This window comes from Bisbaumannia pacifica, from assembly GCF_007989625.1.
Classification (GTDB): domain Bacteria; phylum Pseudomonadota; class Gammaproteobacteria; order Pseudomonadales; family Halomonadaceae; genus Bisbaumannia; species Bisbaumannia pacifica.
In genome coordinates this window covers 1-26,646 of the sequence record NZ_BJUK01000046.1, presented here as the reverse complement: position 1 = coordinate 26,646, position 26,646 = coordinate 1, and the positions used below count along the sequence as shown (strand labels likewise).

The following is a 26,646-nucleotide window of genomic DNA, read 5'->3' as shown; positions in this document are numbered from 1 at the left end:
CTCGCCGCTGGCCGATGCCACCAAGAGCCAGCTACCGGACCTGACCCTGCGCTATCAGGGCGGCGTCGATGGCGTTAACTACGGCGCCTCCGCCGTGCTGCGCCACCTGGAGTACGACACCACCGGTACCACCGATAGCGGCAAGGACAGCGCCTTCGGCTGGGGCCTGAACCTCGAGGCCAGCGCCCAGGTGGCCGAGGGCATCACCCTGCGCGGCTCCCTGACCCATGGCGACGGCATCGGCGGTTATCTGGAAGGCACCCCGGCGGCCCCGGCCTATCGGGACCCGGCCAGCGGCGAGCTGGAGACCATCAGTGCCACCGGCGGCACCCTGGGCATCACCGCCGCCGCTGGCCCCGGCAATGTCACCCTGGGCTATGGCGTGGCCCAGGCCGACCTGGACGAGGCGGTCGCCGCCGGCGCCCTGGGTGGCGACGCCAACGAGACCTTCGAGGTGGTGCACCTGAACTATATCTGGTCGCCGATCCGCAACGTCACCTACGGCATCGAGGCGGGCTACCACAGCCGCGAGGTGGTGGATGGTCGCGACGGCGACGCCCTGCGCCTGCAAGGCATGGTGCAGTACAGCTTCTGAGTCGGGCCTGCCGGCTGAGCTTTCGATCCCTTGCCCTCGACAGTTGTCGGGGGCCTTTTCGTCGAGGGTCGGCTGCTGGAGTGCGTGGCCACATGCTAGAATAATCAACTATTTTCTTCGCGACGGCACGGGCCCATGGCTGACAAGGACGCACTCTCCCCCTCCTTCTTCCCCCTCTCCGAGGAATTCCGTTCCAAGGATTACCCCTTCTACTGGGTCGCGCGCCTGAACGCCAAGTACAGTGCCGACATGGATGCCCTGCTCAAGCCCAAGGGATTGAGCTCTTCCAAGTGGCGGGTGCTGATGATCCTGCATGAACATGGTCGGCTCAGCATGTCGGATATCGCCATCCACACCGTGGCCAAGCTTTCGACGATCACCAAGATCGTCTACAAGATGCAGGAGGCCGAGCTGGTGGTCACGGCCCCCTCCGCCGAGGATCGCCGCGTCACCGAGGTGACCCTGACCGAACAGGGCGAGGCGCAACTAGATGTGGCCCGCGAACTGACCCATCGCCTGGTGGAGAAGGCCTTCCACGGGCTGGCCGCTGAGGAGATCGTGACGCTCAATCGCTGCCTGGGGAAGATCTTCAATAACCTGAAATCGAGCTGAGTGACAGCGACTTTCTGGTGGCGTGAACTATTGGCAAGATCTATTGATGTGATGTAGCCAATAAATTGGCCGTATCAAGGAAGGCGGGAGTAATTTAGTGGTGTCTGGTTGCCCGCCAGACGCACCTTTGCATCGTTCCGAGATGCGACTCAAGCATAATCTCCTTGGCTCCCGCCTCCCCCGCGGGAGCTTTTTTATGGCGGCGGGGCGGGGCCTGGCTCAGCGGCGGGGTTCGTCGTGCTCGTCCGATTTCACCTCGTAGTGGCCCTCCAGGGTCTCGTGGCGTCCCGGCGAGGCATGGTAATCGCCGCCCACGTCCTGGGCCTGGTCGGCGCGCATCTGCTCCATGCGCTTCTTCAAGCGATAGCGCAGCAGCGGCATCAAAGCCCAGCCCAGCAGCAGGAAGACCAGGCCCAGCACCAGGGCGACGACCATCATCACCCCGAACAGCACCCACAGCAGCAGCAGCTTGAGGGTGCCCAGCAGGCCCTGGGGACGCGTCTGGCGGGCGCGGGCCTGCCACTGGCGGGCGGCCTGCCAGGCCGGGTTGTGGCGCGGATCGTGGGGATCGCTCATGACAACTCCTATCGGTGACTGCCCCCTTGGAACCCGGGGCACGGGATTCGTTCGCCTGGCCCGCTTCTTGCTTTGCTTAGGACGAGGCCGGCACCGGCCTCGTCCCCGCATCCCAGCAGAAGGACGCCCGCCATGCAAGATGCCCGTGTCCGGTGGCCTGGTGGGCGGAAGTCAGCAGGGGAGCGGCGATGATGGCGATGGCCTCAGCGCCCCCTGGCCTCGGCCACCAGGCGGTAGCTGGTAAGACGATCCTCGGCGCTGTAGGCGTCGGTAGTGATCATCAGCTCGTCGGCGCCGGTGGCCGCCAGGAAGGCCTCCAGCTCGTCGCGCACCGTCTCGGGGCCACCGATGATGGCGGCGCCCAGGAACTGCTCCACCTGGGCGCGCTCCAACGGCGTCCAGTCGAGCGCCTCCACCGGCGGCTGGGAAAAGGTGCGCCGGCCGCGGATCAGGTTGAGGAACTTCTGCTGGGCGGTGGTGGCCAGGTAGTGGGCCAGGGCGTCGCTCTCGGCGGCGATCACCGGCAGCCCCACCAGGGCATAGGGCGCCTCTAGCTGCGGCGAGGGCCGGAAGGCCTCCCGATAGCAGCGCAGGGCCTCGAACAGGTAGCCCGGGGCGAACTGGGCGGCGAAGGCGAAGGGCAGCCCCAGGCGTCCGGCCAGGCGGGCGCTGTAGTCGCTGGAGCCCAGCAGCCAGATCGGCACCCGGGTGCCCTGGCCGGGGATGGCGCGCACCCGCTGGTTCGGGGCGGCCTCATCCAGGTAGCCGCGCAACTCCTCGAGGCGCGCCGGGAAGTCGTCGACCCCGGCCCGGGGATCCCGGCCCAGGGCCGCCACGGTGGCGCCGTCGGTGCCCGGGGCGCGACCCAGGCCCAGGTCGATGCGCCCGGGATAGAGGGTCTCCAGGGTGCCGAACTGCTCGGCGACCACCAGGGGCGCGTGGTTGGGCAGCATGATGCCACCGCTGCCCACGCGAAGCGTCGAGGTGGCGCCGGCCACATGGCCGATCAGTACCGCCGTGGCGGCGCTGGCGATGCCCTCCAGGTTGTGATGCTCCGCCAACCAGTAGCGGGTGAAGCCCAGCGCCTCCGCCTGGCGGGCCAGCTGCACCGTCTCGCGGAAGCTGTCGGCGATGCTGCCGCCCTGGCGCACCGGGGCCAGGTCGAGCACCGAGAGGGGAGTCGAGGCGAGTCGAGACATAGCATCCACCGCGGTAAATAGTTAGCTTGCTCGCTATCATCCCGGGGCCTGAGGGGCTTTGCAATGGCCGGGCGGATTATTGCAGTGGAGATGCCGAGGGGCGCTGGGGCCAGGGCAAAGCAAAGCGCCTTTATCATGGACGATAAAGTCGAGCTTCCAGGGAGGGATTCACAGCGTCTTTGCGACGGCCTGCCCTCAGGAAAGCCCCTCTAACCACCCGCCGTTGGTGGTCGATCGAATTGCGCTTATGATAAAGAGCCGTTCACCCCATGACAGGCTCCCATGTCTTCACGCCGATCCAGTCGCGGCGCCACCCGCCGCCCCCGCCCCGGCCAGCGTGTCGCGTTCGACCGCTGGCTCGATCGCGCCGTGGATATCGCCGTGCTCGCCGCCCTGGCGGTGGGCCTCGTCGCCTTGCTATTGACCCTGCTGCGATGAGGCGTGAGTGATGCGCCAAGGTCGCTATCCGCTCGTGGCCGATGAGGGCAATGGTGGCGATTGAGACACGGGTTCCGTAATCGAAAAACACGAAGCTCTGGCCAGGGCACGCTTTGCTTGAAGAGTGCGAGGCCAGTCCGCCTTCGGACCGGCTCGTGGCCATGGGGTCCGTGACCAGATCGGTGGAGCAGAGCTCAACCTGATTTTCTCTCCTCGCTAGGAGAGTGTCCGGCGCGGCGTCGATAGGCCCGCGAGAAGCTAGAGACCTCGGAGAAGCCGAGATCGAAAGCGATCTCGCTCACGGAGCGTGGCGTCTCTCGTAACCAGTAGCGCGCCCAGGATAGGCGGCGATTCATTACGTACTGCTGGGGTGTTACGCCGAAGTCGCGCAGGCAACGCAGGTGCAGCTGGCTCTGGCTTAAGTGGAAGTGGTCGGCCAGGGTCGGGTTATTGGGGGGGCGGGCGAGATGCGCATCGATAAAGGCATTGAGGGCCTCGGTGGTCAGGCGGTCGCGGCGGCTCTCCTCGCCGGTATGCCGGGCGGCGACCAGCTCGCTTAGCTGGCTGACGAACAGCATGCCCAATTGATGGTTGAGCAGGGTGGCCTGGGCCTGGGTCCTCGGCGCTTTCAACTGATGGGCGGCCATCTCCACCAGGGGAACCAGGGACGGCGGCAGGCTGAGGGTCCTGGGAACCGCGAAGAGGGACTCGCGTAGTTCCAGAGTGCAGCAGCGCTCCAGTGCCAGCAGGCAGGGATCCTCGGCATCGATATCCAGGACCAGGACCTCGCAGTCATCGTCCCGACCCAGATAGAGGTGGGACTCGCCAGGCGGGAGGATGGCCGCCTGGCCCAGCACGAGTCGCTCGCCTCCGGGACCGAATTCATAATCCATGGTACCGCGCCACCCCAGCATCAGTTGAGGGTAGGCGTGACAGTGCGCGCCGGAGCGACGCGCTATTCGGTTACAACGAGCCTGGGTCTGGGTCATGGGGCCCCCGGGAGGGAAGAGTGCGGAGTCTCGAGCAAGGGATCGAGAGACCGGGTCAAGAGTCCTTGCCTCGCGCTGCCTAGACTGGCGTTTCAAGATCGTTGAAACGAGGCTGACATGATTCTCGATGCCGAGCAAGTGACCGAAGCGCTGCCCTGGGATGCCCTGGTGGAAGCCTTGGCCGATATCTTCACTCGTACCGTGCACTCGCCGGTGCGCCATCACCATCACATGCAAGTGCCGGGCGACCCGGACGCGACCCTGCTGCTGATGCCGGCCTGGCTCGAGGGCCAGTACCTGGGCGTCAAGCAGGTCAACGTCTTCCCCGGCAATAGCGTCCGCGGTGAGCCGGGCTTGAGCGGCCATTATCTGCTTAGCTGCGCCCGTACCGGGCGTCACCTGGCCCAACTGGATGGCAACGAGCTCACCGCCCGGCGTACCGCGGCGGCCTCGGCCCTGGCCGCGCGTTACCTGGCCCGGGAAGACGCCAGCGAACTACTGATGGTCGGCGCCGGCCGCATGGGACGCCGACTGATCCCTGCCCACCGGGCCGTCAGGCCCATCGAGCGGGTCCGCGTCTGGGACATCCATGAGGCCTCGGCGGCGGCGCTGGTCGCCGACCTTCAGGCGGAGGGCCTCGATGCCGAGGTGGTGCCGGCGGAGGGGCTGGCCGAGGCCGCCGGCCGTGCCGACATCATCAGCTGCGCCACCCTCAGCCGCGACCCGCTGATCCGCGGCGAATGGCTGACGCCCGGCACGCACCTGGACCTGGTGGGCAGCTTCACCCCCTTTATGCGCGAGGCCGACGACGAGGTGATGCGTCGCGGCGCCATCTTTGTCGATACCCGCGCCGGGGCCCTGAGCGAGACCGGTGACCTGATCGACCCGCTCGAGAGCGGCGTGATCGCCGAAGCCGACATCCTTGCCGACTTCCCCGATCTCTGCGAGAGACGCCATGTTGGTCGCGGCGCGCTGCCGGCCCCCGAGCAGGCGATCACCGTCTTCAAGTCGGTGGGCGCCTCGGTGGAGGACCTGGCCGCCGCCATCCTGGCCTATGAACGCCGCGCGACACAGGCCTGACCCCGGGGCGGCTTCGGCCGCCCGACTCCTATCACACAACGACAACGAGGGCGGGTTCACTCGCCCGGGAGTGAAAGACGCAATGAAAGACTATTCGACCCCGAGCATCCCCATGCCGCGGCTGCCCCTGGCGCTGATCCCCATCGTGCTGACCATCGCCCTGCTGGGCGTGCAGATCTTCTACTACGACGACTTCACCCCGCACATCCCGCTGGCCATCGGCTTCGGCATCACCGCCCTGGTCGGCTGGCTGCAGGGCTACCGCTGGAAGGACATCGAGGCCGGCGCCTTCCAGGTGCTGCACGTGGCGATGCCATCCATCGCCACCCTGATCATCGTCGGCATGCTGGTGGGCACCTGGATCGCCAGCGGCACCGTGCCGATGCTCATCTACCTGGGGCTCGAGCTGATCGACCCCAGCTGGTTCCTGGCCGCGGCCATGCTGATGTGCTCCATGGTCTCGCTGTCGATCGGCTCCTCCTGGACCACCGTCGGCACCGTGGGTCTGGCGCTGATCGGCATCGGTGACGCCTTCGGCGTGCCCATCTACTGGACCGCCGGTGCGGTGGTCTCCGGGGCCTTCTTCGGCGACAAGATCTCGCCGCTGTCCGATACCACCAACCTCTCCCCGGCGGTGACCGAGACCAATATCTTCGATCACATCCGCTATATGCTGCCGACCACCATTCCCGCCATGCTGATCGCCCTGGCGGTGTACCTGGTGGTGGGCGGCGCCGAGGGCGGGGCGGGCGACTCCCTGGCACGCATCGAGACCATCAAGCAGGGGCTGGCCGACAGCTTCGCGATGGGCGTCTGGCAGCTGCTGCCGCTGGTGGTGGTCATCGGCCTGGCTTTCTTCAAGGTGGCGCCGATCCCGGCCCTGTTCATTGGCGTGATGCTGGGCGGCGGCGTGGCCATCCTGACCCAGGGTGCCTCCGTCCACGATGCCTTGACCTTCGCCCACAGCGGCTTCGCCATCGAGACCGGTACCGCCACCCTGGACAGCCTGCTCAACCGCGGCGGCGTCACCTCCATGACCTGGGTGGTGACCCTGATGATGTTCGCCCTGGCCTACGGCGGCGCGCTCGAGCGCACCCGCTGCCTGGAGGCCATCGTCAGTGCCATCATGAAGCGCCTCAAGGGCTTCCGCGGCCTGCAGACCAGCGCCATCCTGACCTCCATCGCCACCAACGTGGTCTCCGGCGACGTCTACCTGTCCATCGCCCTGCCGGGGCGCATGTACAAGCCGGCCTATGACCAGGTGGGCTACTCGCGGCTGAACCTGTCCCGGGCCATCGAGGAGGGCGGTACCCTGGTCTCGCCGCTGGTGCCCTGGAACGCCGGCGGGGCCTTCGTGATCGGCGCCCTGGGCCTGACCGTGACCGCCGGCGACTTCAGCCAGCTGCTCTACATTCCCCTGGCCTTCGCCTGTTGGCTGTCACCGCTGTTCGGCATCCTCTATGCCCAGCTGGGCTGGTTCTCCAAGCGCGCCGAGCCCGACGAGATGGCTGAGGAAGCCGTGGCGGAGGATCGTGCATGAACCAGGTCGCCGCTCCCCTCCGGATTGCGGTAATCGGCGCCGGCGTGGTGGGGATGACCACCGCGCTGGCCCTGCAGCGCCAGGGGCATGTGGTCAGCGTGCTCGATCCCCGCGGGCCGGGGGAGGGCGCCTCCTATGGCAACGCCGGCTTCCTGGCCACCGAGCTGATCGATCCGCTGTCGACGCCGGCTACCCTGCGTAAGGCGCCTCGGCTGTGGCTCGATCCCCACGGGGCCCTGGCGTTGCCGGCGCGTTATCTGCCACGGCTGGCGCCCTGGCTGATGCGCTTTATCGCCGCCGCTCGTCCCGCTCGGGTCGCCAAGGGGCGCCAGGCACTGGCGGCCCTCAATGGGGCCTCGGTGGATGCCTGGCGGCGCTGCCTGGCCGATATCGGCGCCGAGGAGGAGTTGTTGGACTCGGGCTATCTGCTGGTCTGGGAGTCCCCGGAGGGGCGGGAAGCCGCCAAGGCCCAGAGGGCGCATCTGGAGCGCTGGGGACACGCGGTGGAATGGCTCGAGGGCGAGGCATTGCGTGCCCGGGAACCGGGCCTTTCCGGCGCGCTCAGTCATGGTCTCTACTTCCCCGGTGCTCACCAGGTGCGTGACCCCTATGCCCTGGTGCGGCGCCTGGCCGCGGCCTTCGAGGCTCGTGGCGGGGTGATTCGCCAGGCCAGTGTCGAGCGCCTCGAACCTCGCGACGGGGGTGTTCGGTTGCACACCGACCAGGGCCAGTTGGACGTTGCTCAGGCGGTGGTCGCGGCAGGGGCCTGGAGTCATCGCCTGGCCGCCGGGCTCGGCCTGTCGATCCCCCTGGAGACGGAGCGGGGCTACCACCTGACCCTGCCCGGGCGCGGCCAGGCGCTGCGCCAGCCGGTGGGGTCGGCGGAGCGTCGTTTCGTGATGACGCCGATGAGTTGCGGTCTGCGGGTGGTCGGTTTCACCGAGCTCGGCGGCCTGGTGTTACCGCCGCTCAGGCGTCGCTATGCCTCGCTGCGTTGCCATGCCGGCGCCCTATTGGCGGATAAAACGGGCCTCGATCACAGTGCCGAGGAGTGGATGGGATTTCGGCCGACCCTGCCGGATTCCCTGCCGGTGATCGATACCCATCCGGACTACCCGGCGGTGCATTTCGCCTTCGGTCACCAGCACCTGGGGTTGACCCAGGCGGCGATCACCGCAGAGCTGCTAGCCGCTCGCATGGCAGGGGAAACACCGAGCCTAGACCTCGCGCCCTACCGGGTAACGCGGTTCCGTCGCCACCAAGCGTTGGAGCCCGAGCTCGGACTTTCTTGAGCGAGTTACCTGGCGGAGCGTCGTCTTTGCATCGAGGCCACCATCGCGGAGGGTGCTACCAGCCTGCTGGCTGCGGTCGAGCAGGCAGGTTTTGTTCAAGACACGATACCGGGCTATGCCACCGTTATTTGCTCATGGAGCAGGCCGGTTGCTCCGCGGCGGGCCGGTCGAGGTGTTCGAGGACCCAGGTGACGAAGCCTTTTACCTTGGCCAGTTCCGCCTTGTGCTCGGGGTAGGCCAGGTAGTAGGCATCCCGGCTGGTTAGCGAATACGGCCAGGGAATGACCAACTGACCCGCAGCCAACTCCTCCTCGGCCAGGAAGCGGGGAACCAGCGCGACCCCACAACCCGCCCTGGCGGCGCGCAGCGTCATCGAATAGGTATCGAAGCGTGGGCCGTGATAGCTGTGCTCGGTATAGAGCCCTTGAGCGGCGAACCAGTCGTGCCAGGCCTCCGGTCGAGTGGCGCTCTGCAGGAGCACCAGCCGGGTCAGGGCCAGGGGATCCTCAATGCCCTCTGCCGGCAGCGTCGATGGCGAACAGACCACTACGACTTCTTCATCGAGTAGCTTGATGCACTCGGCCTTTGGCCAGGCGCCATGGCCGAAGAAGAAGGCCATGTCGACGTTTTGTTCTTCGAGATCGAAGGGTTCCACCCGGTTGCTGATGTTCAGGTAGATATCCGGGTGGCGAAAGCGAAAGCCCTTGAGCCGGGGGATAAGCCAACGGGCGCCGAAGGTGGGCAGGGTGGTGATGTTGAGCACCTCGCTCTGGCCACCGTAGGACTGCATGTAGCGGGTGGACATCTCCACCTGGGCGAGAATCTTGCGCACTTCCGTCAGGTACAGGGAGCCCTCGGGGGTGATCCGCAGCCGCTTGCGCACTCGCAGGAACAACGGGTGCTCGAGTACCGATTCCAGCTGGGCCACCTGCTTGCTGACGGCGCTCTGGGTCAGGTTCAGCTCGTCGGCCGCCCGCGTAAAGCTGAGATGGCGTGCCGATGCCTCGAAGCACTGCATGGCGGTCAGGCTGGGTAAGTGACGGCGATTCATTGCACTCATTTCAAGAAAAAAAATAATGAACTTTGTATAAAACGTCGTTTGAGATGGGTCAAGTGCCGCGGCAATACTGCATATGTTTCCAAGCCAGACATATCGTCAGTAGGAGGAAGAATGATCCATACCATCATGCAGCGACTGGGCGTGGCGGAGTCCCTGTACCGCGGCGGTGACTACCCGGTGGCCTCGCCCACCGATGGCCAGGAGATCGGCCGGGTTCACCTGGAGAGCGGTGAAGCGGTCAAGGCGCGTATCGACCGTGCCCAGGAGGCCTTCGAGGCCTGGCGCCGAGTGCCGGCGCCGCGCCGTGGCGAGCTGGTGCGCCTCTTCGGCGAGCAGCTGCGTCGCCACAAGGACGCTCTCGGCACCCTGGTGACCCTGGAGTGCGGCAAGATCTACCAGGAGGGCCTGGGCGAAGTACAGGAGATGATCGACATCTGCGATCTCGCCGTCGGTCAGTCCCGCCAGCTCTATGGCCTGACCATCGCCTCCGAACGGCCCGGACACCATATGCGCGAAAGCTGGCATCCGCTGGGGCCGATTGGCCTGATTACCGCCTTCAACTTCCCCGTGGCGCCTTGGGCCTGGAACGCGGCCCTGGCGCTGGTCTGTGGCAACAGCCTGCTGTGGAAGCCATCGGAAAAGACACCGCTGTGCGCCCTGGCCTGCCAGGCCCTGCTCGAACGTGCCATGGAGGAGTTTGGTGACGAAGCCCCTGAGGGACTCAGCCAGGTCATCATCGGTGAACGCGAGGCCGGTGAGGTGCTGACCGACGATCCTCGGGTGCCGTTGATCAGCGCCACCGGCAGCACGCGCATGGGGCGTGAGGTCGCGCCCCGTGTCGCCGCTCGTTTCGGTCGCAGCATCCTCGAGCTGGGTGGCAACAACGCGATGATTCTGGCCCCTAGCGCCGATCTGGACATGGCGGTGCGTGCGATCCTGTTCTCGGCGGTGGGCACCGCCGGCCAGCGTTGCACCACGCTTCGTCGCCTGATCGTCCATGAGTCCGTGCGCGACGAAGTACTGGAGCGCGTAAAGAAAGCCTACGCCAACGTCAGCATCGGCGACCCCATGGCAGGTAACCTCGTTGGTCCGCTGATCGATGCCCAGGCCTTCGACCAGATGCAGTCGGTGCTCGGCAAGGCCCGGGAACAGGGGGCCACGGTCTACGGCGGCGAGCGTCGGCTGGCCGACCAGTACCCCGACGGGTATTACGTGGCACCCGCCATCGTCGAGGTCGAGCGTCAGAACGAGCTCGTCAAGCACGAGACCTTTGCGCCGATTCTCTATGTCATGACCTACCGTGACTTCGAGGAGGCCCTGGCGCTACAGAATGACGTGCCGCAGGGGCTCTCCTCCTGCATCTTTACCACCGATGTGCGCGAGGCCGAGGCCTTCGTCTCGGATACCGGCAGCGATTGCGGTATCGCCAACGTCAATATCGGCCCGAGCGGCGCCGAGATAGGCGGTGCCTTCGGCGGCGAAAAGGAGACCGGTGGCGGGCGCGAATCGGGCTCCGATGTCTGGAAGAGCTACATGCGTCGGCAGACTAACACGGTGAACTACTCTCGTGAGCTGCCGCTGGCGCAGGGCATTCAATTCGATTGACGGGCCGTGCCCGCCAGCAATGGCCGGTCGTCCGGGGCTCGGCGGCAACGGGGTGCTGCGGTCGAACCGCTCCGCGATGAGTCCGAGCGGAGCCTCGGGACGGCTGGCTGCTTCAACGCAGGAGTGGAGGAGTCGCATGAAGGAAGCGTGCCTCTGGCAAGATACCTCGCCCGAGCCGATGCCGGATTTACCCGATCTCGAAGGCCCTCAGGCCAGCGACGTCATCGTGGTGGGAGGCGGCATTACCGGGCTGAGTACGGCCCTGCATCTCGCCGAGGCGGGGACGGCGGTAACGCTGATCGAGGCGGGAGAGATTCCCAGTGGCGGATCGGGGCGCAATGTCGGCCTGGTCAATGCCGGGCTTTGGATTCCCCCCGATGATATCTGTGAGGCCCTCGGGGAGGCCGACGGTGAGCGCGCCAATGCCATCCTGGGAGCCGCGCCCGCCAAGGTCTTCGCGCTGATCGAACACCATGGCATCGCCTGCCAGGCGACCCGCAGCGGTACCTTGCATCTCGCCCACAATGGCCAGGGGGAGCGGGAGCTGGCACGACGCGCCGAGCAGCTGCAGCGCCGTGGCGCGCCGGTCGACCTGGTCGAAGACGAGGCCTGCTGGGGCATGCTCGGTACGCGGCGCATTCGTCGCGCACTGCACGATCATCGGGCCGGAACGCTCAATCCCGTCGCCTACACTCGCGGCCTGGCCCGGGCCGCCATCGCTGCCGGGGCGCTGCTCTATGCTCGTAGCCCCGCCCTGGGCGTGGCGCGGGAGGGCGATGGTTGGCGAGTCGCGACGCCTCGGGGCAGCGTGACGGCCTCGCGCCTGGTGTTGGCCACTAATGCCTATAGCGAGGAGGAGTGGAACCAGGTTCGTCAGCACTTCTTTCCCGGCCACTTCTTCCAGGTCGCCTCCCCGCCGCTGTCGGATGCGCTCGCCGGCGATATCCTGCCGCAGCGCCAGGGCGCCTGGGATACCCGCATGGTGCTGAGCAGCATGCGGCGCGACGCCGAGGGTCGCCTGATCCTGGGCAGCCTGGGGCGCGGCGACGGACGACCCGCGAGCTACGTGCGGTGCTGGGCGGATCGCATCCAGCGCCACTACTTCCCGCAATTGGGCCGAGTCGACTGGGAGTGCACCTGGACCGGCCGCATCGCCTTTACCCCCGACCACACGCTGCGGCTCTTCGAGCCGGCTCCCGGCATCCTGGCGGCCACCGGCTATAACGGGCGCGGCATCACCACCGGCACGGTGGTAGGACAGGGGTTCGCTCGCTACCTGACCCATGGCGACGATGCCCTGCTGCCCTTGCCGATTCGCTCGCCCAAGCCCATCCCGGCCAAGCCCTTGTGGAGTTCGTGCTACGAGGGTGGGTTCACGCTCTACCACACCGGTCAATGCCTACGGGTGCTGATCTGACCAACCACAACAGCATCAGGCTTCATGAGCCAACGACAGCGATAACTCCAACACAACGCTGAGGACCACGACATGACCGATCCGGCCGTACCCCCGTCATCTCCCAAGCCGAGCCTACTGCTCGCCCTGACACCCGTGGTGCTGACACTGGTCGCCATCGCGGTGCAGATTTTCTACTTCGGCGACTTTACCCCGCATATCCCCCTGGCCATCGGCCTGGCCATTACCTCGCTGGTGGGGCTACGGCTCGGCTACCGCTGGAAGCGCATCGAGGAGGGCATCTTCCGCGTCATACATGTCTCGTTGCCATCGGTATCCGTCCTGATCTGTGTCGGCATGATCATCGGCGTATGGATCGCCAGCGGCACCGTGCCGAGCCTTATCTACTATGGCCTGACCCTGCTATCGCCGGCCTATTTCCTGGCCGCCGCCATGTTGTTGTGTTCGGTCGTCTCCCTATCGCTGGGGACCTCCTGGGGCACCGTCGGCACGGTGGGCCTCGCGTTGATGGGCATCGGTGCGGGATTTGATATTCCCATGTACTGGACCGCCGGCGCCGTGGTCTCGGGAGCCTTCTTCGGCGACAAGGTATCGCCACTCTCCGACACCACCAACCTGGCCCCGGCCGTGACCGGCACCGATGTGTTCTCCCATATCAAGAACCTGATGCCGACCACGACCCCGGCAATGTTGATCGCCCTGGTCATCTATCTGGTGGCGGGCTTCACGCTGATCGATGACCAGGCGGCCTCTTTCGCGCGAATCAACGCGATCACCGCGTCCCTGGACGACAACTTTACGATCTCTCCCTGGCTACTGCTGCCGGCCTTGCTGGTGATCGTCTTAGCCGTCAAGCGCATGCCGCCCATTCCCTCGCTGTTTGCCGGCGTCCTCGCCGGGGCCATGACCGCCATGCTGGTTCAGGGCGCCGGTTTGCATGATGTGGTGACCTATGCCAACTACGGGTACGCCATCGATACCGGTGTCGAGGCGATGGACAGCCTGCTCAACCGCGGTGGCATCCAGTCGATGATGTGGACGGTGTCGCTGGTCCTGATCGCGCTGGGCTTCGGGGGGGCACTGGAAAAGACCGGCTGTCTGGAGACGATCATCCGGGCCATCATGACCAAGGTTCGCAGCTTCCGTGGCGTCCAGAACTCGGCCATGTTGACCTCCTTCGCGACCAACCTGGTCGCCGGCGACCCCTACCTCTCGATTGCCCTGCCGGGCCGTATGTATGCCCCGACCTATCGCGGCCTGGGCTATTCGACACTGAACCTGTCGCGGGCCATCGAGGAGGGCGGCACGATGATGTCGCCATTGGTACCCTGGAATGCCGGTGGGGCCTTCGTCATCAGCGTGCTGGGGTTGGGCATCGCCGAGGGCAATGTGGAAAACCTGCTGTATATTCCCTTGGCCTTCGCCTGCTGGATTTCACCGCTGATCGGGGCCTTCTATGCCCAGTTCGGGTTCTTCTCTCCCAAGGCCAGCGAGGCGGAACGGCGGCTCTGGCAGGAGCAGCAAGAACCCATTGCCACTCGCGAGGACCTCGGGGCCGCCGCCGATGCCGTCGTCTCGGCGGCCGCGGCGAACGCGGGTCCTGCCTCCGCCCTGGGGCGCTAGCCGTACCGATGCACCAAGCTGCCGTCGTCGCTGCCCCATGAGAAAAAACGCCACGCCCAGTCTCCTGGGCGTGGCGTTTCGCTTGGCAGGCGGTTCGCTCAGCTTAGCCGCTGCATATAGTCCACGTAGCCGAAGGTCTTGACCGTGCGCACCTCGCGGCTCGCCTCGTCGATGCGGCAGATCGACGGCAGGCGGATGCCATTGAAGGTGGTGGTCTTGACCATGGTGTAGTGAGCCATGTCGGTGAACACCAGGCGGTCGCCGATTTCGAGCGGCGCGTCGAAGGAGTAGTCGCCGATCACGTCGCCGGCGAGACACGTCATGCCCCCCAGGCGGTAGGTGTGGGCCTTCTCGTTCGGCTCGCCGCCGCCGATGATCTGCGGCCGGTAGGGCATTTCCAGCACGTCGGGCATATGCGCGGTGGCGGAGGTGTCGAGGATGGCGATGGGGCCGTCATTCTCGACGATATCCAGCACGCTACACACCAGATAGCCGGTATTCAACGCGATGGCCTCACCGGGCTCCAGGTAGACCGTCAGGTGCGGATGGCGCTCCCGGAAACCGCGAATCACCCGCACCAGCCGCTCCACGTCGTAGTCGGCGCGGGTGATATGGTGGCCGCCGCCGAAATTGACCCATTTCAGGCCGGCGAGGTAGTGGCCGAAGCGCTCCTCGAAGGCCGCCAGGGTCGACTCCAGGTCGTCGCTGTTCTGCTCGCACAGGGTGTGGAAGTGCAGTCCCTCGAGGCCTTCCATCACCTCCGGCGTCAGGTCCCGGGCCCGGGTGCCGAGCCGCGAGCCCGGGGCGCAGGGGTCGTAGAGCGGCACCGCGCCGGTGGAGTGCTCCGGGTTGACCCGCAGCCCGCAGGAGACCCGGCGGGGGGCGCCCGCGATGGTCTCGCGGAAGCGCCGCCACTGGCCCGGGGAGTTGAAGCTGAGGTGGTCCGCGTAGCGCAGCACTACCGCCAGCTCCTCCTCGGTGAAGGCCGGCGAGTAGCAGTGCACCTCGCCGCCGAAGGTCTCCGCCCCCAGGCGCGCCTCGTCCTGGCCGCTGGCGGTGGTGCCCACCAAGTACTGGCGGACCAGCGGGAAGGCATCCCACATGGCGAAGCCCTTCAGCGCCAGCAGGATGCGCGCGCCGCTGCGCTCTTGGACCTCGGCGAGGCGCTCCAGGTTACGGCGCAGCAGGGCGTCGTCCACCACATAGGCCGGGGAGGGGCAGGCCCGGACGTTGAAGTCCAGGCCCTGCTCGCGTGCATTCGCCATGGCTCAGGCCAGGGGGTCGTGGTCGGGGTCGAGCTCGACCACCTGCCAGGGCAGGCCCATCTCGCCGATGCGCGCCATGAAGGGGTCGGGGTCGAGCTGCTCGACGTTGAACACGCCCGCGCCCTTCCAGATGCCTTCCAGCATCAGCATGGCGCCGGTCACCGCCGGCACGCCGGTGGTGTAGGAGATGGCCTGGGACTGGACCTCGGCGTAGCACTGCTCGTGGTCGCAGATGTTGTAGATATGCACCTTGCGACGCTTACCGTCCTTGATGCCGTCGGCGATGATGCCGATGTTGGTCTTGCCCTTGGTGCGCGGCCCCAGCGAGGCCGGGTCGGGCAGCACCGCCTTGAGGAACTCCAGCGGGGCGATCTCGGCATCGCCGACCTTGATCGGCTCGATGCTGGTCATGCCGACGTTCTCGAGCACCTTGAGGTGGGTGATGTACTTGTCGGAGAAGGTCATCCAGAAGCGGATGCGCTCCAGGCCCTTGATGTTCTGGCACAGGGATTCCATCTCCTCGTGATAGAGGAGGTAGATGTCCTTCTCGCCGATGCCGTCGAAGTCGAACTTGCGCTTCACCGCCAGCGGGTCGGTTTCCTTCCACTCGCCCTTCTCCCAGTAGCGACCCTTCGCGGTGATTTCGCGAATATTGATCTCCGGGTTGAAGTTGGTGGCGAAGGGGTAGCCGTGATCGCCGCCGTTGGCATCCAGGATGTCGATGCGGTGGATCTCGTCGAAGAGGTTCTTCTGGGCGTAGGCACAGTAGATATTGGTCATGCCCGGGTCGAAGCCGCAGCCCAGGGTGGCCATGTTACCGGCCTCCTGGTAGCGGTCCTGGAAGGCCCACTGCTCCTTGTACTCGAACTTGGCCTCGTCCGGATGCTCGTAGTTGGCGGTGTCCAGGTAGGGCACGCCGGTACGCAGACAGGCCTCCATGATGGTCAGGTCCTGATAGGGCAGGGCCACGTGGATCAGCACGTCCGGTCGGAACGACTCGATCAGGGCGACCAGCGCCTCGACGTTGTCGGCATCCACCTGGGCGGTCTGGATCGGGCGATCCAACTGGTCGGCGATCGCCTTGCACTTCGCCTCGTTGCGGCTGGCCAGCAGGATCTCGCTGAAGACCTCGGGATGCTGGGCACACTTGTGGGTAACAACACCGCCGACGCCTCCGGCGCCGATAATCAAGACTTTGCTCATGGGTTCGAATCCAGATCGGGAAATGTCAACAGTGGTAGGGTCTTATCGGTAGTGGGCCGCCACAGCGCACCCCGACCCGATGCCACCCCGGTCATGGCCTCGCCCGGCTCCGCGTCATGCTGGGCCGGCGAGAGGGCGCAGATAATGGCCCCCCATGAGGCTGGTCGCAAGTAGTTTTCGCGTCAAGGGGCAACAAAACGCTTGCGCGGCGTCACCAAGCCGTATAACGACGCCGCCGAGGCCCCATATCAGGGCCTCGGCGGCGGAGTGGGTAGCGCCCCTCGGCGCTCTCTGCGGTGGTAGTCGATCAGGGCTTGGGTTGCTGCTGGGTAATGCAGTGGATATTGCCGCCGCCGAGCAGGATCTCCCGGGCCGGCACGCCGACCACTCGCTTGTCGGGGAAGAGCCCCTGGAGGATCGCCCGGGCTTCCTCGTCGTGGGCGGGGTCGAGGAAGGGCATCACCACCACCGAGTTGCCGATATAGAAGTTGACGTAGGAGCCGGCCATGCGGTCGCCGGGCTGGCGCGGGTGGGAGCTGTTGAGGCGATCCAGGCCGCTGGCCTCGTCCTCGGCGATATGCAGCGGGCCGGGCTGGGGCAGCTTGTGCACGGTCAGCGGGCGCCCCTTGGCGTCGGTGGCGCCCTCCAGCACCGCAAGCGCCTCCCGTGAGATGGCGGCCTGGGGGTCCGCCTCGTCGTCGCACCAGGTCAGGGCCACCTGGCCGGGGGCGATAAAGCAGCAGAGGTTGTCCACGTGGCCGTCGGTCTCGTCCAGGTGGCAGCCCCGGGGCAGCCAGATCACCTTGTCGATGCCCAGGTAGTCGCGGAGCACCGTTTCCATCCCCTCGCGGCTCATCTCCGGGTTGCGGTTGGCGTTGAGCAGGCACTCCTCGGTGGTGATCAGGGTGCCCTCGCCGTCCACATGGATGGCGCCGCCCTCCAGCACCACCGGCGCCTCGAAGCGCGGGATGCCGAGCATCTCGGCGATCTTGGTGCGGATGCGCTTGTCCTTGTCCCAGGGAAAGTAGAGGCCGCCCTTGAGGCCGCCCCAGGCGTTGAATACCCAGTCCACCATGGCCAGGCGGCCGTCCGGGTGGGTCAGGAAGGTGGGGCCCATGTCGCGCATCCAGGCGTCGTTGCTGGAGAGCTCCACCACGCGGATATGCGCGGGCAGCTGGTTGCGGGCGTTCTCGTACTGCTCGTCGTTGACGCCGACGAACACCGTCTCGCTCTCGGCGATGGCGCAGGCCACCTCGGCGAAGGCCTGCTGGGCCGGCTTGGCGCCATAACGCCAGGTGTCGGGACGCTGGGGCCAGAGCATCCAGCAGGCATCGTGGGGGGCGAACTCGGCGGGCATGGCGAAGCCCTGGGCCCGGGGCGTGGCCTCGGAGGTGGCTCGATCGATCATTGGCTGGTTCATGGCGATTCTCACAGGTGGCCGACCATCAGGAAGATACCGGCGGCGATGGCGGCGGCGATCAACACATAGGGCAACTGGGTCAGGGCGTGGGCCATGGGGGTGCAGCCGCTGCCCTGGGCGGAGAGCACCGTGGAGTCGCCGTAGAAGCAGGCGTGGCTACCGAAGGCGCTGGCCGAGATCAGGGCGCCGATCACCAGCGGCATATGGCTGTCCATGCTCGCCGCCAGCGGCAGCACGATGGGCATGGCCACGGCGAAGATGCCCCAGAAGGAGCCGGTGGCGAAGGCCAGGAAGGCCATGGTGACGAAGACCACCGCCGGCAGCAGGGCCGGGGTCATCAGCGGCTGAACGGTGGCGATCACGTAGTCGGTGAGCCCCAGCACGTCGTTGACCTCCTTGAGGGTGAAGCCCGCCACCAGGGTGCCCAGCGGCATGATCATCGCCTTGAAGCCATCCAGGGCGGTGTCGAAGGTGTCGTTGAAGCTCAGCAGTTTCTGGCTGGCGATCAGCACCAGGGTCACCGCCAGGGCCACGATGACGCCGCGCAGGATGTCGATCTCGAAGTACCAGGTGAAGAAGATCAGGGTGGCGATGGGTAACAGGAAGTTAAGCAGATGCGGCCGCTTACCGCCGGTGTCCTCGACTTCCAGGGCGGTGTCGTCGACGCCGTCCGGCATCAGTTGGCCGGCGGCGGCGCGGGCCTCGGCGGCCTTCATGGGGCCGAGGTTGGGAATCCAGCCGAGTGCCACCAGGGGCACCACGGCGGCGGCCACCCAGGCATAGAACATATAGGGAATGGACTCGATATACAGGCCCATGCCGTTGCCGGCGACGTTGTTCTCCTCCAGCAGGCCGGCGAAGAACACCGCCCAGGTAGAGAAGGGCACCAGGATGCAGATCGGCGCCGCGGTGGAGTCGACGATATAGGCGAGCTTCTCCCGGGAGATCTGGAAGCGGTCGGTGACCTTCTTCATGGAGGCGCTGATGGTCAGCGCATTGAGGTAGTCGTCGACGAAGATCACCAGCCCCAGCACCCAGGTGGCCAGCAGGCTCTGGCGGCGGCTATGGATACGCTTGGTGATGGCGTCGCCGAAACTGAGCACGCCGCCGGTCTTGACCAGCAGGGCGATCAGGCTGCCGAACAGGCCGCAGACCAGGATGATCCAGGTGACGGTGTCGTTGCCCAGCACGCTGAGCAGGATATCCGAGCCCTGGGTGACCACGCTGGTGGGGTCGATCATCAGCAGCCCCACCAGGGCCCCGGCCATCAGCGACTCGATGGTGCGGCGGGTGATAATGGCCATGCCCAGCACCACCAGGGTGGGGAGCAGGCTCCAGGCGCCAAAACTTTCCATACAAGACTCTCTATTATCGTTGTGGTCGTGGTCGCCAGGGGGCCGGTCGCCCGGCCCCGAGGGTGGTTTACAGGAAGCCGTCCGCGCGCAGGGACGCGGTGGTGGCGGCGAAGGCCTCGTCGAGGATGGCCACCACCCGGTCCACGGTGTCGCGGTCCCAGATCAGGGGCGGCGAGATGATATTGAGGTGACCCACCGGACGGATGATCAGCCCGCGCTTCTGGGCCTCGGCGGCGACCCGGTCGCCGACCCGCGCTTCCACCGGCAACAGCGCCTTGGTGGCCTTGTCGGCGACGTTTTCGATGGCCAGCATAAAGTGGCTGCCGCGTACGTCTCCGACGGTTTCATGGTCCGCCAGGGTCTTGAGCTTCTGCTCCAGGTAGGGACCCACCTCGCGGACATTCTCGCAGATCGCCTCGTGCTCCAGGATCTCGATGTTCTTGAGTGCCGCCGCGCAGCTCACCGGATGGCCGGAGTAAGTGAAGCCGGTGCTCAGCACGCCGCCCTTGCCCTGGGGGGTGCCCAGCACCTCGAAGAGCTCGTCGGAGATCAGGGTGGCGCCCAGCGGCGCATAGCCCGAGGAAAGGCCCTTGGCGCAGTTGATGATATCCGGCTGGGTGTCGAAGACCGCTTCAGACGCGAAGAAGTGACCCAGGCGACCGAAGCCGGTGACCACCTCGTCGGCGATAAACAGGATGTCGTTGGCGCGGCACACCGCCTGGATGCGGGCGTGGTAGCCCTGGGGGGCCATCAGCACGCCGCCGGCGCCCATGATCGGCTCGGCGATAAAGGCGGCGATATTGTCGGCGCCGATGTCGGCGACGGTGTCCTCGAACTCCTTCACCAGGTGATCGCAGTAGTCCGCCTCGCTCATGCCCTCGGGGCGACGGTAGCAGTTGGCCTCGCTGAGGTGGGTCACCAGGTGGTCGAGGGTATCGAACTCCCAGTTGTTGCTGGCGATGCCGGTCAGGCTGGCGGAGAGGTAGGTGGTGCCGTGGTAGGCGTTGTTGCGCGACAGGATGCGCTTCTTGTTGGGCTTGCCCAGGCGGTTGAAGTAGTAGTGCACCAGGCGGATGGTAGCGTCATTGGCCGCCGAACCGCCGCAGCTGTAGAAGACATGGTTGAGGTGGGCCGGGGCCAGCTCGGCGAGCTTGGCGGCCAACTCCGCCGCCGGGGCGTTGGAGAGGTTGTTGAAGGTGGAGAAGTAAGCCATGCGGGTGGCTTGGTCGGCCATGGCCTGGCCGATCTCGGCGCGGCCGTGGCCGACGTTGACGCACCACAGGCCGGCGATGCCGTCGATGAAACGGTTGCCGTGGACGTCTTCCACGTAGATGCCGTCGCTCTCGGTGATCAGGTCGCAGCCCTTCTCATGGAAGAGGCTGTAGTCGGTGAAGGGGTGGATGAAGTGATCCTTGTCCTTCTGCCACAGCGCCTGGGCATCGTAGGTCCGGGGTTCGGTGCTCATGGTCTCGCCCTCGCAGGTGATGTCGTTGTTGCGGTCAGGAGCAGACTAGCGAGGGGCGGGGCGCCGGGAATATATCCCGATTGGGGTATATCGGTGTGGCCTGCCTGGCCGTCGCCGAGACACGCCTTCGGCCCCTGCGCCCATGGGGGCAGGAGCCTGTACCGGGGAAGGGCGCCATGGTCGGCGCCCTGGGGTTAGGTCAGGTTCGGTCGCCGACCAGCGGCGTAAGGCGTCGGCAGCAGGTTCTCCAGGTCGCCGGCGATGCGGAAGGCGGTGGCGTCGTCGTAGGACGGCGCGACGATCTGCATGCCGATGGGTACGCCGTTGGCGCCGATCCCCACCGGTACCGAGAGCACCGGGAAGCGGTTGAGGATATTGAAGGGGTAGGTCAGGCACAGGCCGCCAATGCCCTTGGCCGGTCGGCCGTCCACCGTCAGGACGTCGCGGGTCTGGTCGTAGTCGGCAGGAATTCGCGTGGTGGCCATGGTGGGGCAGATCAGGGCATCGAAGCCGGCCTGGAAGACCTTGTCCTGCAGCTCGCGAAGCATCGTATCGGCGAGCCGCCAGCCGGCCTTCTCGTCCTCGAAACTCACCCCGTCACGACCCTCGACGATCTCGCGGGCATAGGGGGTTAGCTTGTCCAGGGGGATGTTCTCGCCCAGTTGCTCGTGGAAGACGCTGCCGGCCTGGAACATCAGGTGCTGCATGATCACTTGGCCGGCCTCGCTGGGCCAGTCGAGGTCGATGACCTCCACCTCGGCGCCCAGGTCGCGCAGCGCCTCGGCGGCGCCCTCCAGGGCCTGGTGTACCTCCGGGTCCACGGCGAAGACGCCCAGGTCGGGGCACAGGGCAATACGCAGGCCGGCGATGGGGGCCTGCCGCTCGGGGATCGTGTAGGCGGGCAACGAGCAGAGGTCGTAGGGGTGGGGACCGGCGATCACGTTCTGCATCAGGATCATGTCGCCGACCGAGCGCGCCAGGCCGCCGCTCTGGGCGAAGGGCTCGCGGTTCCAGGGGTAGACCTCCGGGATCCTCCCCCAGGGGGCCTTGAAGCCGACGGTGCCGGTAAGCGAAGCGGGGATACGGATCGAGCCGGCGATATCGCTGCCGCTGGCCAGGGTCGTGGTGCCGGCGGCCAGGGCGGCCGCCGCGCCGCCGGAGGAGCCACCGGGGGTGCAGTCTGGATTCCAGGGATTGCGGGTCACGCCCCACAACGTCGACCAGGTGGCCAGCGACATGGAGAATTCCGGGGTGGTGGTACGGGCATGGATGATGGCGCCGGCCTCCTGCAGTCGCTGCGGCAAGGGATCGGTGTAGTCCGCCACATAGCCTTCCAGCAGCAGGGAGCCATTGCTGGTGGGGCGCCCCTCGATCATCGGCTCGTCCTTGACCGCCACTGGGATGCCCTCCAGGGGGCGGGCGGTGCCGTTACGCCAGGCGCGCTCGGCCCGCTTCGCCTGCTCGCGGGCCTCTTCAAAGTAGGTGAAGGCAAAGGCATTGATGCGCGGCTCCAGGGCCTCGGCGCGCTCGATCAGGGCGTCCAGCAGCTCCACGGGGGAGAGGCTGCCGCGGCGGAAGCGATTCAGGCACTCCCGGGCGCTCAGGTAGCAAAGGTCCAGGTTCATGCGGTGGTCTCCTTGGGGGTGGCATCGGTGACTCGGGTCACGGGCAGGGCGGCGGCCAGGCAGGCGGCGAAGCAGCCCAGGATCAGCAGCAGGCCCAGGGCGACACCGCCGCCATCGATGCCCAGGCCGACCAGCCAGGGCCCCAGGGACAGGCTGCACATCATCACGAAGCAGCCGATGGCGGTGAGCTCGCCGAAGCGGTCCAGTTGGGCCAGGGCGCCCTGGAGGTAGGGCAGGGTGAAGGCCCAGCAGATGCTCAGCATCATGACCGCGGCGGCATAGGGCAGTAGGCCACGATCCAGCAGCAGGGTGGCGGTGGCGGCTAGCGATAGCAGCAGCCCCCCGGCGAGGGGGCAGGTGCGTCCTCGGCGTTCGCCGAGCCACATCACCGCCAGGGCGCCGACGCCGCCGATGCCGCCGGCGATCACGGTGACGCCGTGGATCTGTGCCTCGGGCAATGCCAGGGCCTGGCCGAAGGCCTGGAGAAAGGCCCAGGCGCCGGCATTGGCGATCTCGAACAGGGCGATGCCTAGCAGCAGGCCCCACAGTCGCCAGTCCCGCCAGATCGCGGTGGTGCCGCGGCGAGCGCTACCCAGGGGGGCCGCGGCGTCGGCGGCCGTGCGCCCCATGGCGGGGATGCAGCACAGCGCCAGCAGGGCACAGCCGGCGAAGGTCAGGTAAAGGGCGGAGAGGCCGAAGCGGGTCACTGGGGACTCGAGCAGGAAGAGCAGCAACCCCGCGCCGAGAAACTGCAGCAACAGCAGCATGGCGTAGCCACGCTCGGGGTAGTGGCGCCGGGCGGCCCAGGCGTAGGCGGCGCCGGCCAGCAGGCCGCCGCCGAGTCCGGCAGCCAGGCGCACCAGCACCAGCGGGGCCAGGGCGGTGACGCTCAGGGAGGCCAGTTCACAGGCCAGGATCAGGCCGGCGCCCCCCGCCGCCAGGGCCTTGAGGCCGGTGTGGCGCAGCAGGGCCGCCACGCCGAGCATGCCCAGGGCGTTGCCGAAGAGATTCGCGGAGACCACCATCCCGGCCTGGGCCTCGTTATGGCCGAGTTCTACCACCAAACGGGTGACAAACAGGGGCAGTACCGCCAGGACCACCAGGCCACCGAAGCCGGCCAGGGAGACCAGGAAGGCGGCGAGGTAGCCGTCGGGATCGAGGCGTCGGGGGCGTGGCTCGCGGATAGCCGGTGCGTTGCCGGCCGGGGAAGGGGAGTCGGGAGTCATGGGAGGGCCCTTGTTGTGATTATGGATAGCGACGATCCCTACGCTATCAGGGCGGGGAAGGGCGATGTTTTGCGGTGAGCCGGGAAACTATTGCGACGAGCCGGATCGGCGTCGTGGCGAGGCCGCGCTCAGGGAGCGAGCCGCTGGCGCTTACGATAGTCCCGCGGGGTCAGGCCGAATTCGCGCTTGAAGGCGGTGGTGAAGTTGGCGGGGTGCTCGTAGCCCAGGGCCTCGGCGACCCGGGCGATGGACAGGCGATCGTCGCCCAGCAAGCGTTCGGCCTCGCGCAGGCGCGCCTGGTGCAGGCAGTCGGAGAGCGACTGGCCGTGGTACTCCCGGAAGCGCTGCTTGAGCTTACTCTCGCTCATGCCGATGTCGCGACTCAGCTCGGTGAGGCGCGGCGGCCGGGCCAGGTCGGCGAGCAGCCGGCGCCGCGCCGCCTCCAGGGCCTGGCGATCCCGCGGGGCGACCCGCGGGGCCGGGGAGACCAGCGTGGGGGAGGAAAGCAGCAGGCAGAGGAACTCGCTGCTCTTGGCTTGCAGGTAGAGCGGCAGCCGGCGGGGATCCACCGGGGGCGAGACCATGTCCCGCAGGCAACGGTGCAGGGCGGTGTCCAGGGGCAGGCAGCGCTCGTCGTCGATACCGGGGGCGAAGGCGGCGAGGTCGTCGGCGGTCAACCCGAAGGGGGGCTGGCGCAGGCGTTCGGGGTCGAGGATCAGCAGCACCATCAGGTATCGCCCCGGCTCGAGGCAGTGATCCCGGAAGGCGGTGCCCTGGCGGCGGTGGCTGCACAACAGGCGATCGCCACTCAGCTCGAAGGCCGCTCCCTCTGGGGCTTCCAGGCAGGTTGTGCCATCCAGCATGGCGGCCAGGGTCAGGTGGTTGCCGGGGATCCAGGCGGGCAGGCAGCCCGAGGCCTGCTCCAGGTCGAGGGTGCGTAGCCAGAGCCCGGGGGCCAGGCGATAGCAGGCCTCCCAGCCACGTCCCGTGGGCTGGTCCCAGCGCAGTCGAAAAGCGTCATGGCGCGCGCTCAGGGCGTACCAGTCGGTACTGCTGCGGCAATCGTACTGCAGGGAGGCGGCCGGCATGGTGCTCATTATTCTGACGCCCTCGATGGTTGGCTGAATAATGCCGACGAGGCAGTGGAAGTCTCGACCCAATTTAACGGTAGAGCCCGCTCGGGGTCACCCATATATCCCGATTGGGGTATATCGGTGCGCTTGAGGAGCCGCCTAAGGTGTAGCCATTCCGCAGCAAGCAACAAGTACCCTTCACAAGAACCGGGGAGGCACCCTATGACGATTTCCATCGATGGCCAGCGGCTCTGGTCGAGCCTGATGGCCATGGCCGAGATCGGCCCCACCGCGAACGGCGGCAGCTGTCGCCTGGCGCTCAGCGAGGAGGATGCCGCCGGGCGGCGTCTGCTGATCGAGTGGTGCGAGGCGATCGGCTGCACCCTGCGGGTCGACCGGGTCGGCAACCTCTTTATCCGCCGCCCCGGCAAGCGCGACGATCTCGACCCGGTGGCCACCGGCAGCCACCTGGACACCCAGCCCAAGGGCGGGCGCTTCGATGGCATCCTCGGGGTGCTGGCGGGCCTGGAGGTGTTCCGTACCCTGCACGACCAGGGCATCGTCACCGAGCGGCCCCTGGAACTGGTGGTATGGACCAACGAGGAGGGCAGTCGCTTCGCCCCGGCCATGGTCGCCTCCGGCGCCTTCGCCGGCGAGTTCAGCGAGGAGTACACCCTGGCGCGGACGGATCGCGACGGCGTGACCCTGGGCCAGGCCCTGGCGGCCTGCGGCTTCGCCGGTGAGATGCCGGTGGGTGAGCCGCGCCTGGCGAGCTTCTTCGAGCTGCATATCGAGCAGGGCCCGGTGCTGGAGGAGGAGAACGAGGCCATCGGCGTGGTCACCGGTGTCCAGGGCATGCGCTGGTTCGATGTCACCCTGCGCGGCCAGCCGGCCCATGCCGGCCCCACCCCCATGACCTATCGCCGCGATGCCCTGGCCGCCGCGGCGCGGCTGATCGACCGTCTGCAGGCCCATGCCCTGGCGGATACCAGCGGTGGCACCAAGGTCACCGTCGGCTGCCTGGAGATCGACAGCCCGTCGCGCAACGTGATTCCCGGCGAGGTGCGCCTGACCATGGACCTGCGCCATGTGGTGGAGGCCGAGCTGGACGCCCTGGAGGCGCGCTTCGATCGCGAGCTGGCCGCCCTCACCGAGGCCTTCGGCGTCGAGACCGCCAGCGAGCGCATCTGGGCCTCGCCGGTGGTGAACTTCGATGCCGGCTGCATAGACGCCGTGGAGCGGGCCGCCCGGGCCCAGGGCGTGGCGTATCGGCGCATGATGAGCGGCGCCGGCCACGACGCCGTCTATGTCTCCCGGGTCGCCCCCACCTCGATGATCTTTATCCCCTGCCGCGACGGCATCAGCCATAACGAGGCGGAGTACGCCACCCCGGAGCACTGCGCCCTCGGCACCCAGGTGCTGCTCGAGGCCATGCTGGAACGCGCCAACACCCTGGAGGCGAGCCAATGAGTGCCCTCGAGTCCGTGCAGTCCCCCACCACCCAGGCCGACTGGCAGGCCCTGGCCGAGCGCCTGATCCCGCGGCTGGAGACCCGCGCCTTTATCGACGACGCCTTCGTCGATGCCGTCGACGGCGCGACCCTGGCCACCATCAACCCGGCCAGCGGCGAGACCCTGGCGCATGTCGCCAGCTGCGACGCCGCCGACGCCGAGCGGGCCGTGGTCGTGGCCCGGGCCGCCTACGCCCGGGGCGACTGGTCGCGGCGCTCGCCGGCAGGCCGCAAGCAGACGCTGCTGCGCCTCGCCGAGCTGATGGAGGTTCACAAGCACGAGCTGGCCCTGCTCGATACCCTGGACATGGGCAAGCCGGTCTCCAGTTCGCTGGGCGATATCGATGGGGCCATCGGTTGCCTGCGCTACACCGCCGAGGGCATCGACAAGGTCTATGGCGAGGTGGCGCCCACCGGCGACGACAGCTTGGGCCTGGTGCTGCGCGAGCCCCTGGGGGTGGTGGCCTCCATCGTGCCG

At 67.1% G+C, this 26,646-nt stretch carries 22 protein-coding genes and 1 pseudogene; 11 read left to right on the top strand and 12 right to left on the bottom strand.

Annotated elements, in window-relative coordinates; genetic code table 11:
- Nucleotides 1-595 (top strand): annotated as a pseudogene (locus HPA02_RS18265) (hypothetical protein); the annotation flags it as partial.
- A gap of 135 nt (nt 596-730) precedes the next feature.
- Nucleotides 731-1,207: a MarR family winged helix-turn-helix transcriptional regulator gene (locus HPA02_RS15240; RefSeq protein ID WP_146804065.1), complete on the top strand. Its 477-nt coding sequence runs from the start codon at nt 731-733 to the stop codon at nt 1,205-1,207.
- Nucleotides 1,208-1,426: 219 nt separating this feature from the next.
- Here the strand turns inward: HPA02_RS15240 and HPA02_RS15235 are convergent, their stop codons facing one another.
- Entirely contained in the window at nt 1,427-1,783 is a 357-nt protein-coding gene (locus tag HPA02_RS15235) for a hypothetical protein (RefSeq protein ID WP_146804064.1), read from the bottom strand.
- Nucleotides 1,784-1,986: 203 nt separating this feature from the next.
- Nucleotides 1,987-2,982: an LLM class flavin-dependent oxidoreductase gene (locus HPA02_RS15230; protein ID WP_146804063.1), complete on the bottom strand. Its 996-nt coding sequence runs from the start codon at nt 2,980-2,982 to the stop codon at nt 1,987-1,989.
- Nucleotides 2,983-3,264: 282 nt separating this feature from the next.
- Here HPA02_RS15230 and HPA02_RS18260 point away from each other — a divergent pair, with 282 nt between their 5' ends.
- On the top strand, nt 3,265-3,420 hold the full coding sequence (locus tag HPA02_RS18260) for a hypothetical protein (protein ID WP_186810006.1): 156 nt from the start codon (nt 3,265-3,267) through the stop codon (nt 3,418-3,420).
- Nucleotides 3,421-3,614: 194 nt separating this feature from the next.
- On the opposite strand, the gene HPA02_RS15225 is transcribed toward HPA02_RS18260, so the two are convergent.
- Nucleotides 3,615-4,313 carry a helix-turn-helix transcriptional regulator gene (locus HPA02_RS15225; RefSeq protein ID WP_186810005.1) on the bottom strand — a complete coding sequence of 233 codons (699 nt, stop codon included), beginning with the start codon at nt 4,311-4,313 and terminating at the stop codon, nt 3,615-3,617.
- Between the two features lie 213 nt (nt 4,314-4,526).
- Here HPA02_RS15225 and lhpI point away from each other — a divergent pair, with 213 nt between their 5' ends.
- The 3 genes from lhpI to HPA02_RS15210 all read left to right on the top strand — a co-directional run bounded on the left by lhpI (nt 4,527) and on the right by HPA02_RS15210 (nt 8,321).
- Nucleotides 4,527-5,489, top strand: coding sequence for a bifunctional Delta(1)-pyrroline-2-carboxylate/Delta(1)-piperideine-2-carboxylate reductase (gene lhpI / locus HPA02_RS15220; protein WP_146804061.1), 963 nt, complete (start codon nt 4,527-4,529; stop codon nt 5,487-5,489).
- Nucleotides 5,490-5,571: 82 nt separating this feature from the next.
- Nucleotides 5,572-7,029, top strand: a complete 1,458-nt coding sequence (gene nhaC / locus HPA02_RS15215) for a Na+/H+ antiporter NhaC (RefSeq protein ID WP_186810004.1) — start codon at nt 5,572-5,574, stop codon at nt 7,027-7,029.
- Nucleotides 7,026-8,321, top strand: coding sequence for an NAD(P)/FAD-dependent oxidoreductase (locus HPA02_RS15210; protein ID WP_146804060.1), 1,296 nt, complete (start codon nt 7,026-7,028; stop codon nt 8,319-8,321). Before nhaC (HPA02_RS15215) ends, HPA02_RS15210 begins: the two co-directional genes overlap by 4 nt.
- Before the next feature lie 124 nt (nt 8,322-8,445).
- On the opposite strand, the gene HPA02_RS15205 is transcribed toward HPA02_RS15210, so the two are convergent.
- The gene (locus tag HPA02_RS15205; protein WP_146804059.1) at nt 8,446-9,372 is read right to left on the bottom strand and encodes a LysR family transcriptional regulator; all 927 of its coding nucleotides are present in this window, start codon (nt 9,370-9,372) and stop codon (nt 8,446-8,448) included.
- A 120-nt stretch (nt 9,373-9,492) separates the two neighbouring features.
- Between HPA02_RS15205 and amaB the strand changes: the two genes are divergently transcribed.
- The 3 genes from amaB to nhaC (HPA02_RS15190) all read left to right on the top strand — a co-directional run bounded on the left by amaB (nt 9,493) and on the right by nhaC (HPA02_RS15190) (nt 14,026).
- On the top strand, nt 9,493-10,986 hold the full coding sequence (gene amaB / locus HPA02_RS15200; protein ID WP_146804058.1) for an L-piperidine-6-carboxylate dehydrogenase: 1,494 nt from the start codon (nt 9,493-9,495) through the stop codon (nt 10,984-10,986).
- Nucleotides 10,987-11,122: 136 nt separating this feature from the next.
- Nucleotides 11,123-12,403 (top strand): L-pipecolate oxidase, encoded by a 1,281-nt coding sequence (gene amaA / locus HPA02_RS15195; protein ID WP_146804057.1) that lies wholly within the window; start codon nt 11,123-11,125, stop codon nt 12,401-12,403.
- 72 nt (nt 12,404-12,475) lie between these two features.
- A complete protein-coding gene (gene nhaC / locus HPA02_RS15190) occupies nt 12,476-14,026 on the top strand; it encodes a Na+/H+ antiporter NhaC (protein ID WP_146804056.1) in 1,551 nt (516 codons plus the stop codon).
- Between the two features lie 98 nt (nt 14,027-14,124).
- Here the strand turns inward: nhaC (HPA02_RS15190) and nspC are convergent, their stop codons facing one another.
- The 8 genes from nspC to HPA02_RS15150 all read right to left on the bottom strand — a co-directional run bounded on the left by nspC (nt 14,125) and on the right by HPA02_RS15150 (nt 24,682).
- Nucleotides 14,125-15,291, bottom strand: coding sequence for a carboxynorspermidine decarboxylase (nspC, locus tag HPA02_RS15185; protein ID WP_146804055.1), 1,167 nt, complete (start codon nt 15,289-15,291; stop codon nt 14,125-14,127).
- 3 nt (nt 15,292-15,294) lie between these two features.
- A complete protein-coding gene (locus tag HPA02_RS15180) occupies nt 15,295-16,494 on the bottom strand; it encodes a saccharopine dehydrogenase family protein (RefSeq protein WP_146804054.1) in 1,200 nt (399 codons plus the stop codon).
- 307 nt (nt 16,495-16,801) lie between these two features.
- The gene (gene aguA / locus HPA02_RS15175) at nt 16,802-17,914 is read right to left on the bottom strand and encodes an agmatine deiminase (RefSeq protein ID WP_244945935.1); all 1,113 of its coding nucleotides are present in this window, start codon (nt 17,912-17,914) and stop codon (nt 16,802-16,804) included.
- An 8-nt stretch (nt 17,915-17,922) separates the two neighbouring features.
- Complete coding sequence (locus tag HPA02_RS15170) at nt 17,923-19,269, bottom strand: Na+/H+ antiporter NhaC family protein (RefSeq protein ID WP_146804053.1); 1,347 nt, start codon at nt 19,267-19,269, stop codon at nt 17,923-17,925.
- A 67-nt stretch (nt 19,270-19,336) separates the two neighbouring features.
- Complete coding sequence (locus HPA02_RS15165; RefSeq protein ID WP_146804052.1) at nt 19,337-20,734, bottom strand: aminotransferase; 1,398 nt, start codon at nt 20,732-20,734, stop codon at nt 19,337-19,339.
- A gap of 194 nt (nt 20,735-20,928) precedes the next feature.
- Complete coding sequence (locus tag HPA02_RS15160; protein WP_146804051.1) at nt 20,929-22,359, bottom strand: amidase; 1,431 nt, start codon at nt 22,357-22,359, stop codon at nt 20,929-20,931.
- The gene (locus HPA02_RS15155) at nt 22,356-23,585 is read right to left on the bottom strand and encodes an MFS transporter (RefSeq protein WP_146804050.1); all 1,230 of its coding nucleotides are present in this window, start codon (nt 23,583-23,585) and stop codon (nt 22,356-22,358) included. Before HPA02_RS15155 ends, HPA02_RS15160 begins: the two co-directional genes overlap by 4 nt.
- A gap of 128 nt (nt 23,586-23,713) precedes the next feature.
- Nucleotides 23,714-24,682 carry a helix-turn-helix domain-containing protein gene (locus HPA02_RS15150; RefSeq protein ID WP_146804049.1) on the bottom strand — a complete coding sequence of 323 codons (969 nt, stop codon included), beginning with the start codon at nt 24,680-24,682 and terminating at the stop codon, nt 23,714-23,716.
- A 198-nt stretch (nt 24,683-24,880) separates the two neighbouring features.
- Here HPA02_RS15150 and HPA02_RS15145 point away from each other — a divergent pair, with 198 nt between their 5' ends.
- Nucleotides 24,881-26,128: a M20 family metallo-hydrolase gene (locus HPA02_RS15145; RefSeq protein WP_146804048.1), complete on the top strand. Its 1,248-nt coding sequence runs from the start codon at nt 24,881-24,883 to the stop codon at nt 26,126-26,128.
- Nucleotides 26,125-26,646, top strand: a 522-nt coding sequence (locus tag HPA02_RS15140) for an aldehyde dehydrogenase family protein (RefSeq protein ID WP_146804047.1), incomplete at its 3' end; no start/stop codon positions are given. The genes HPA02_RS15145 and HPA02_RS15140, both read left to right, overlap by 4 nt.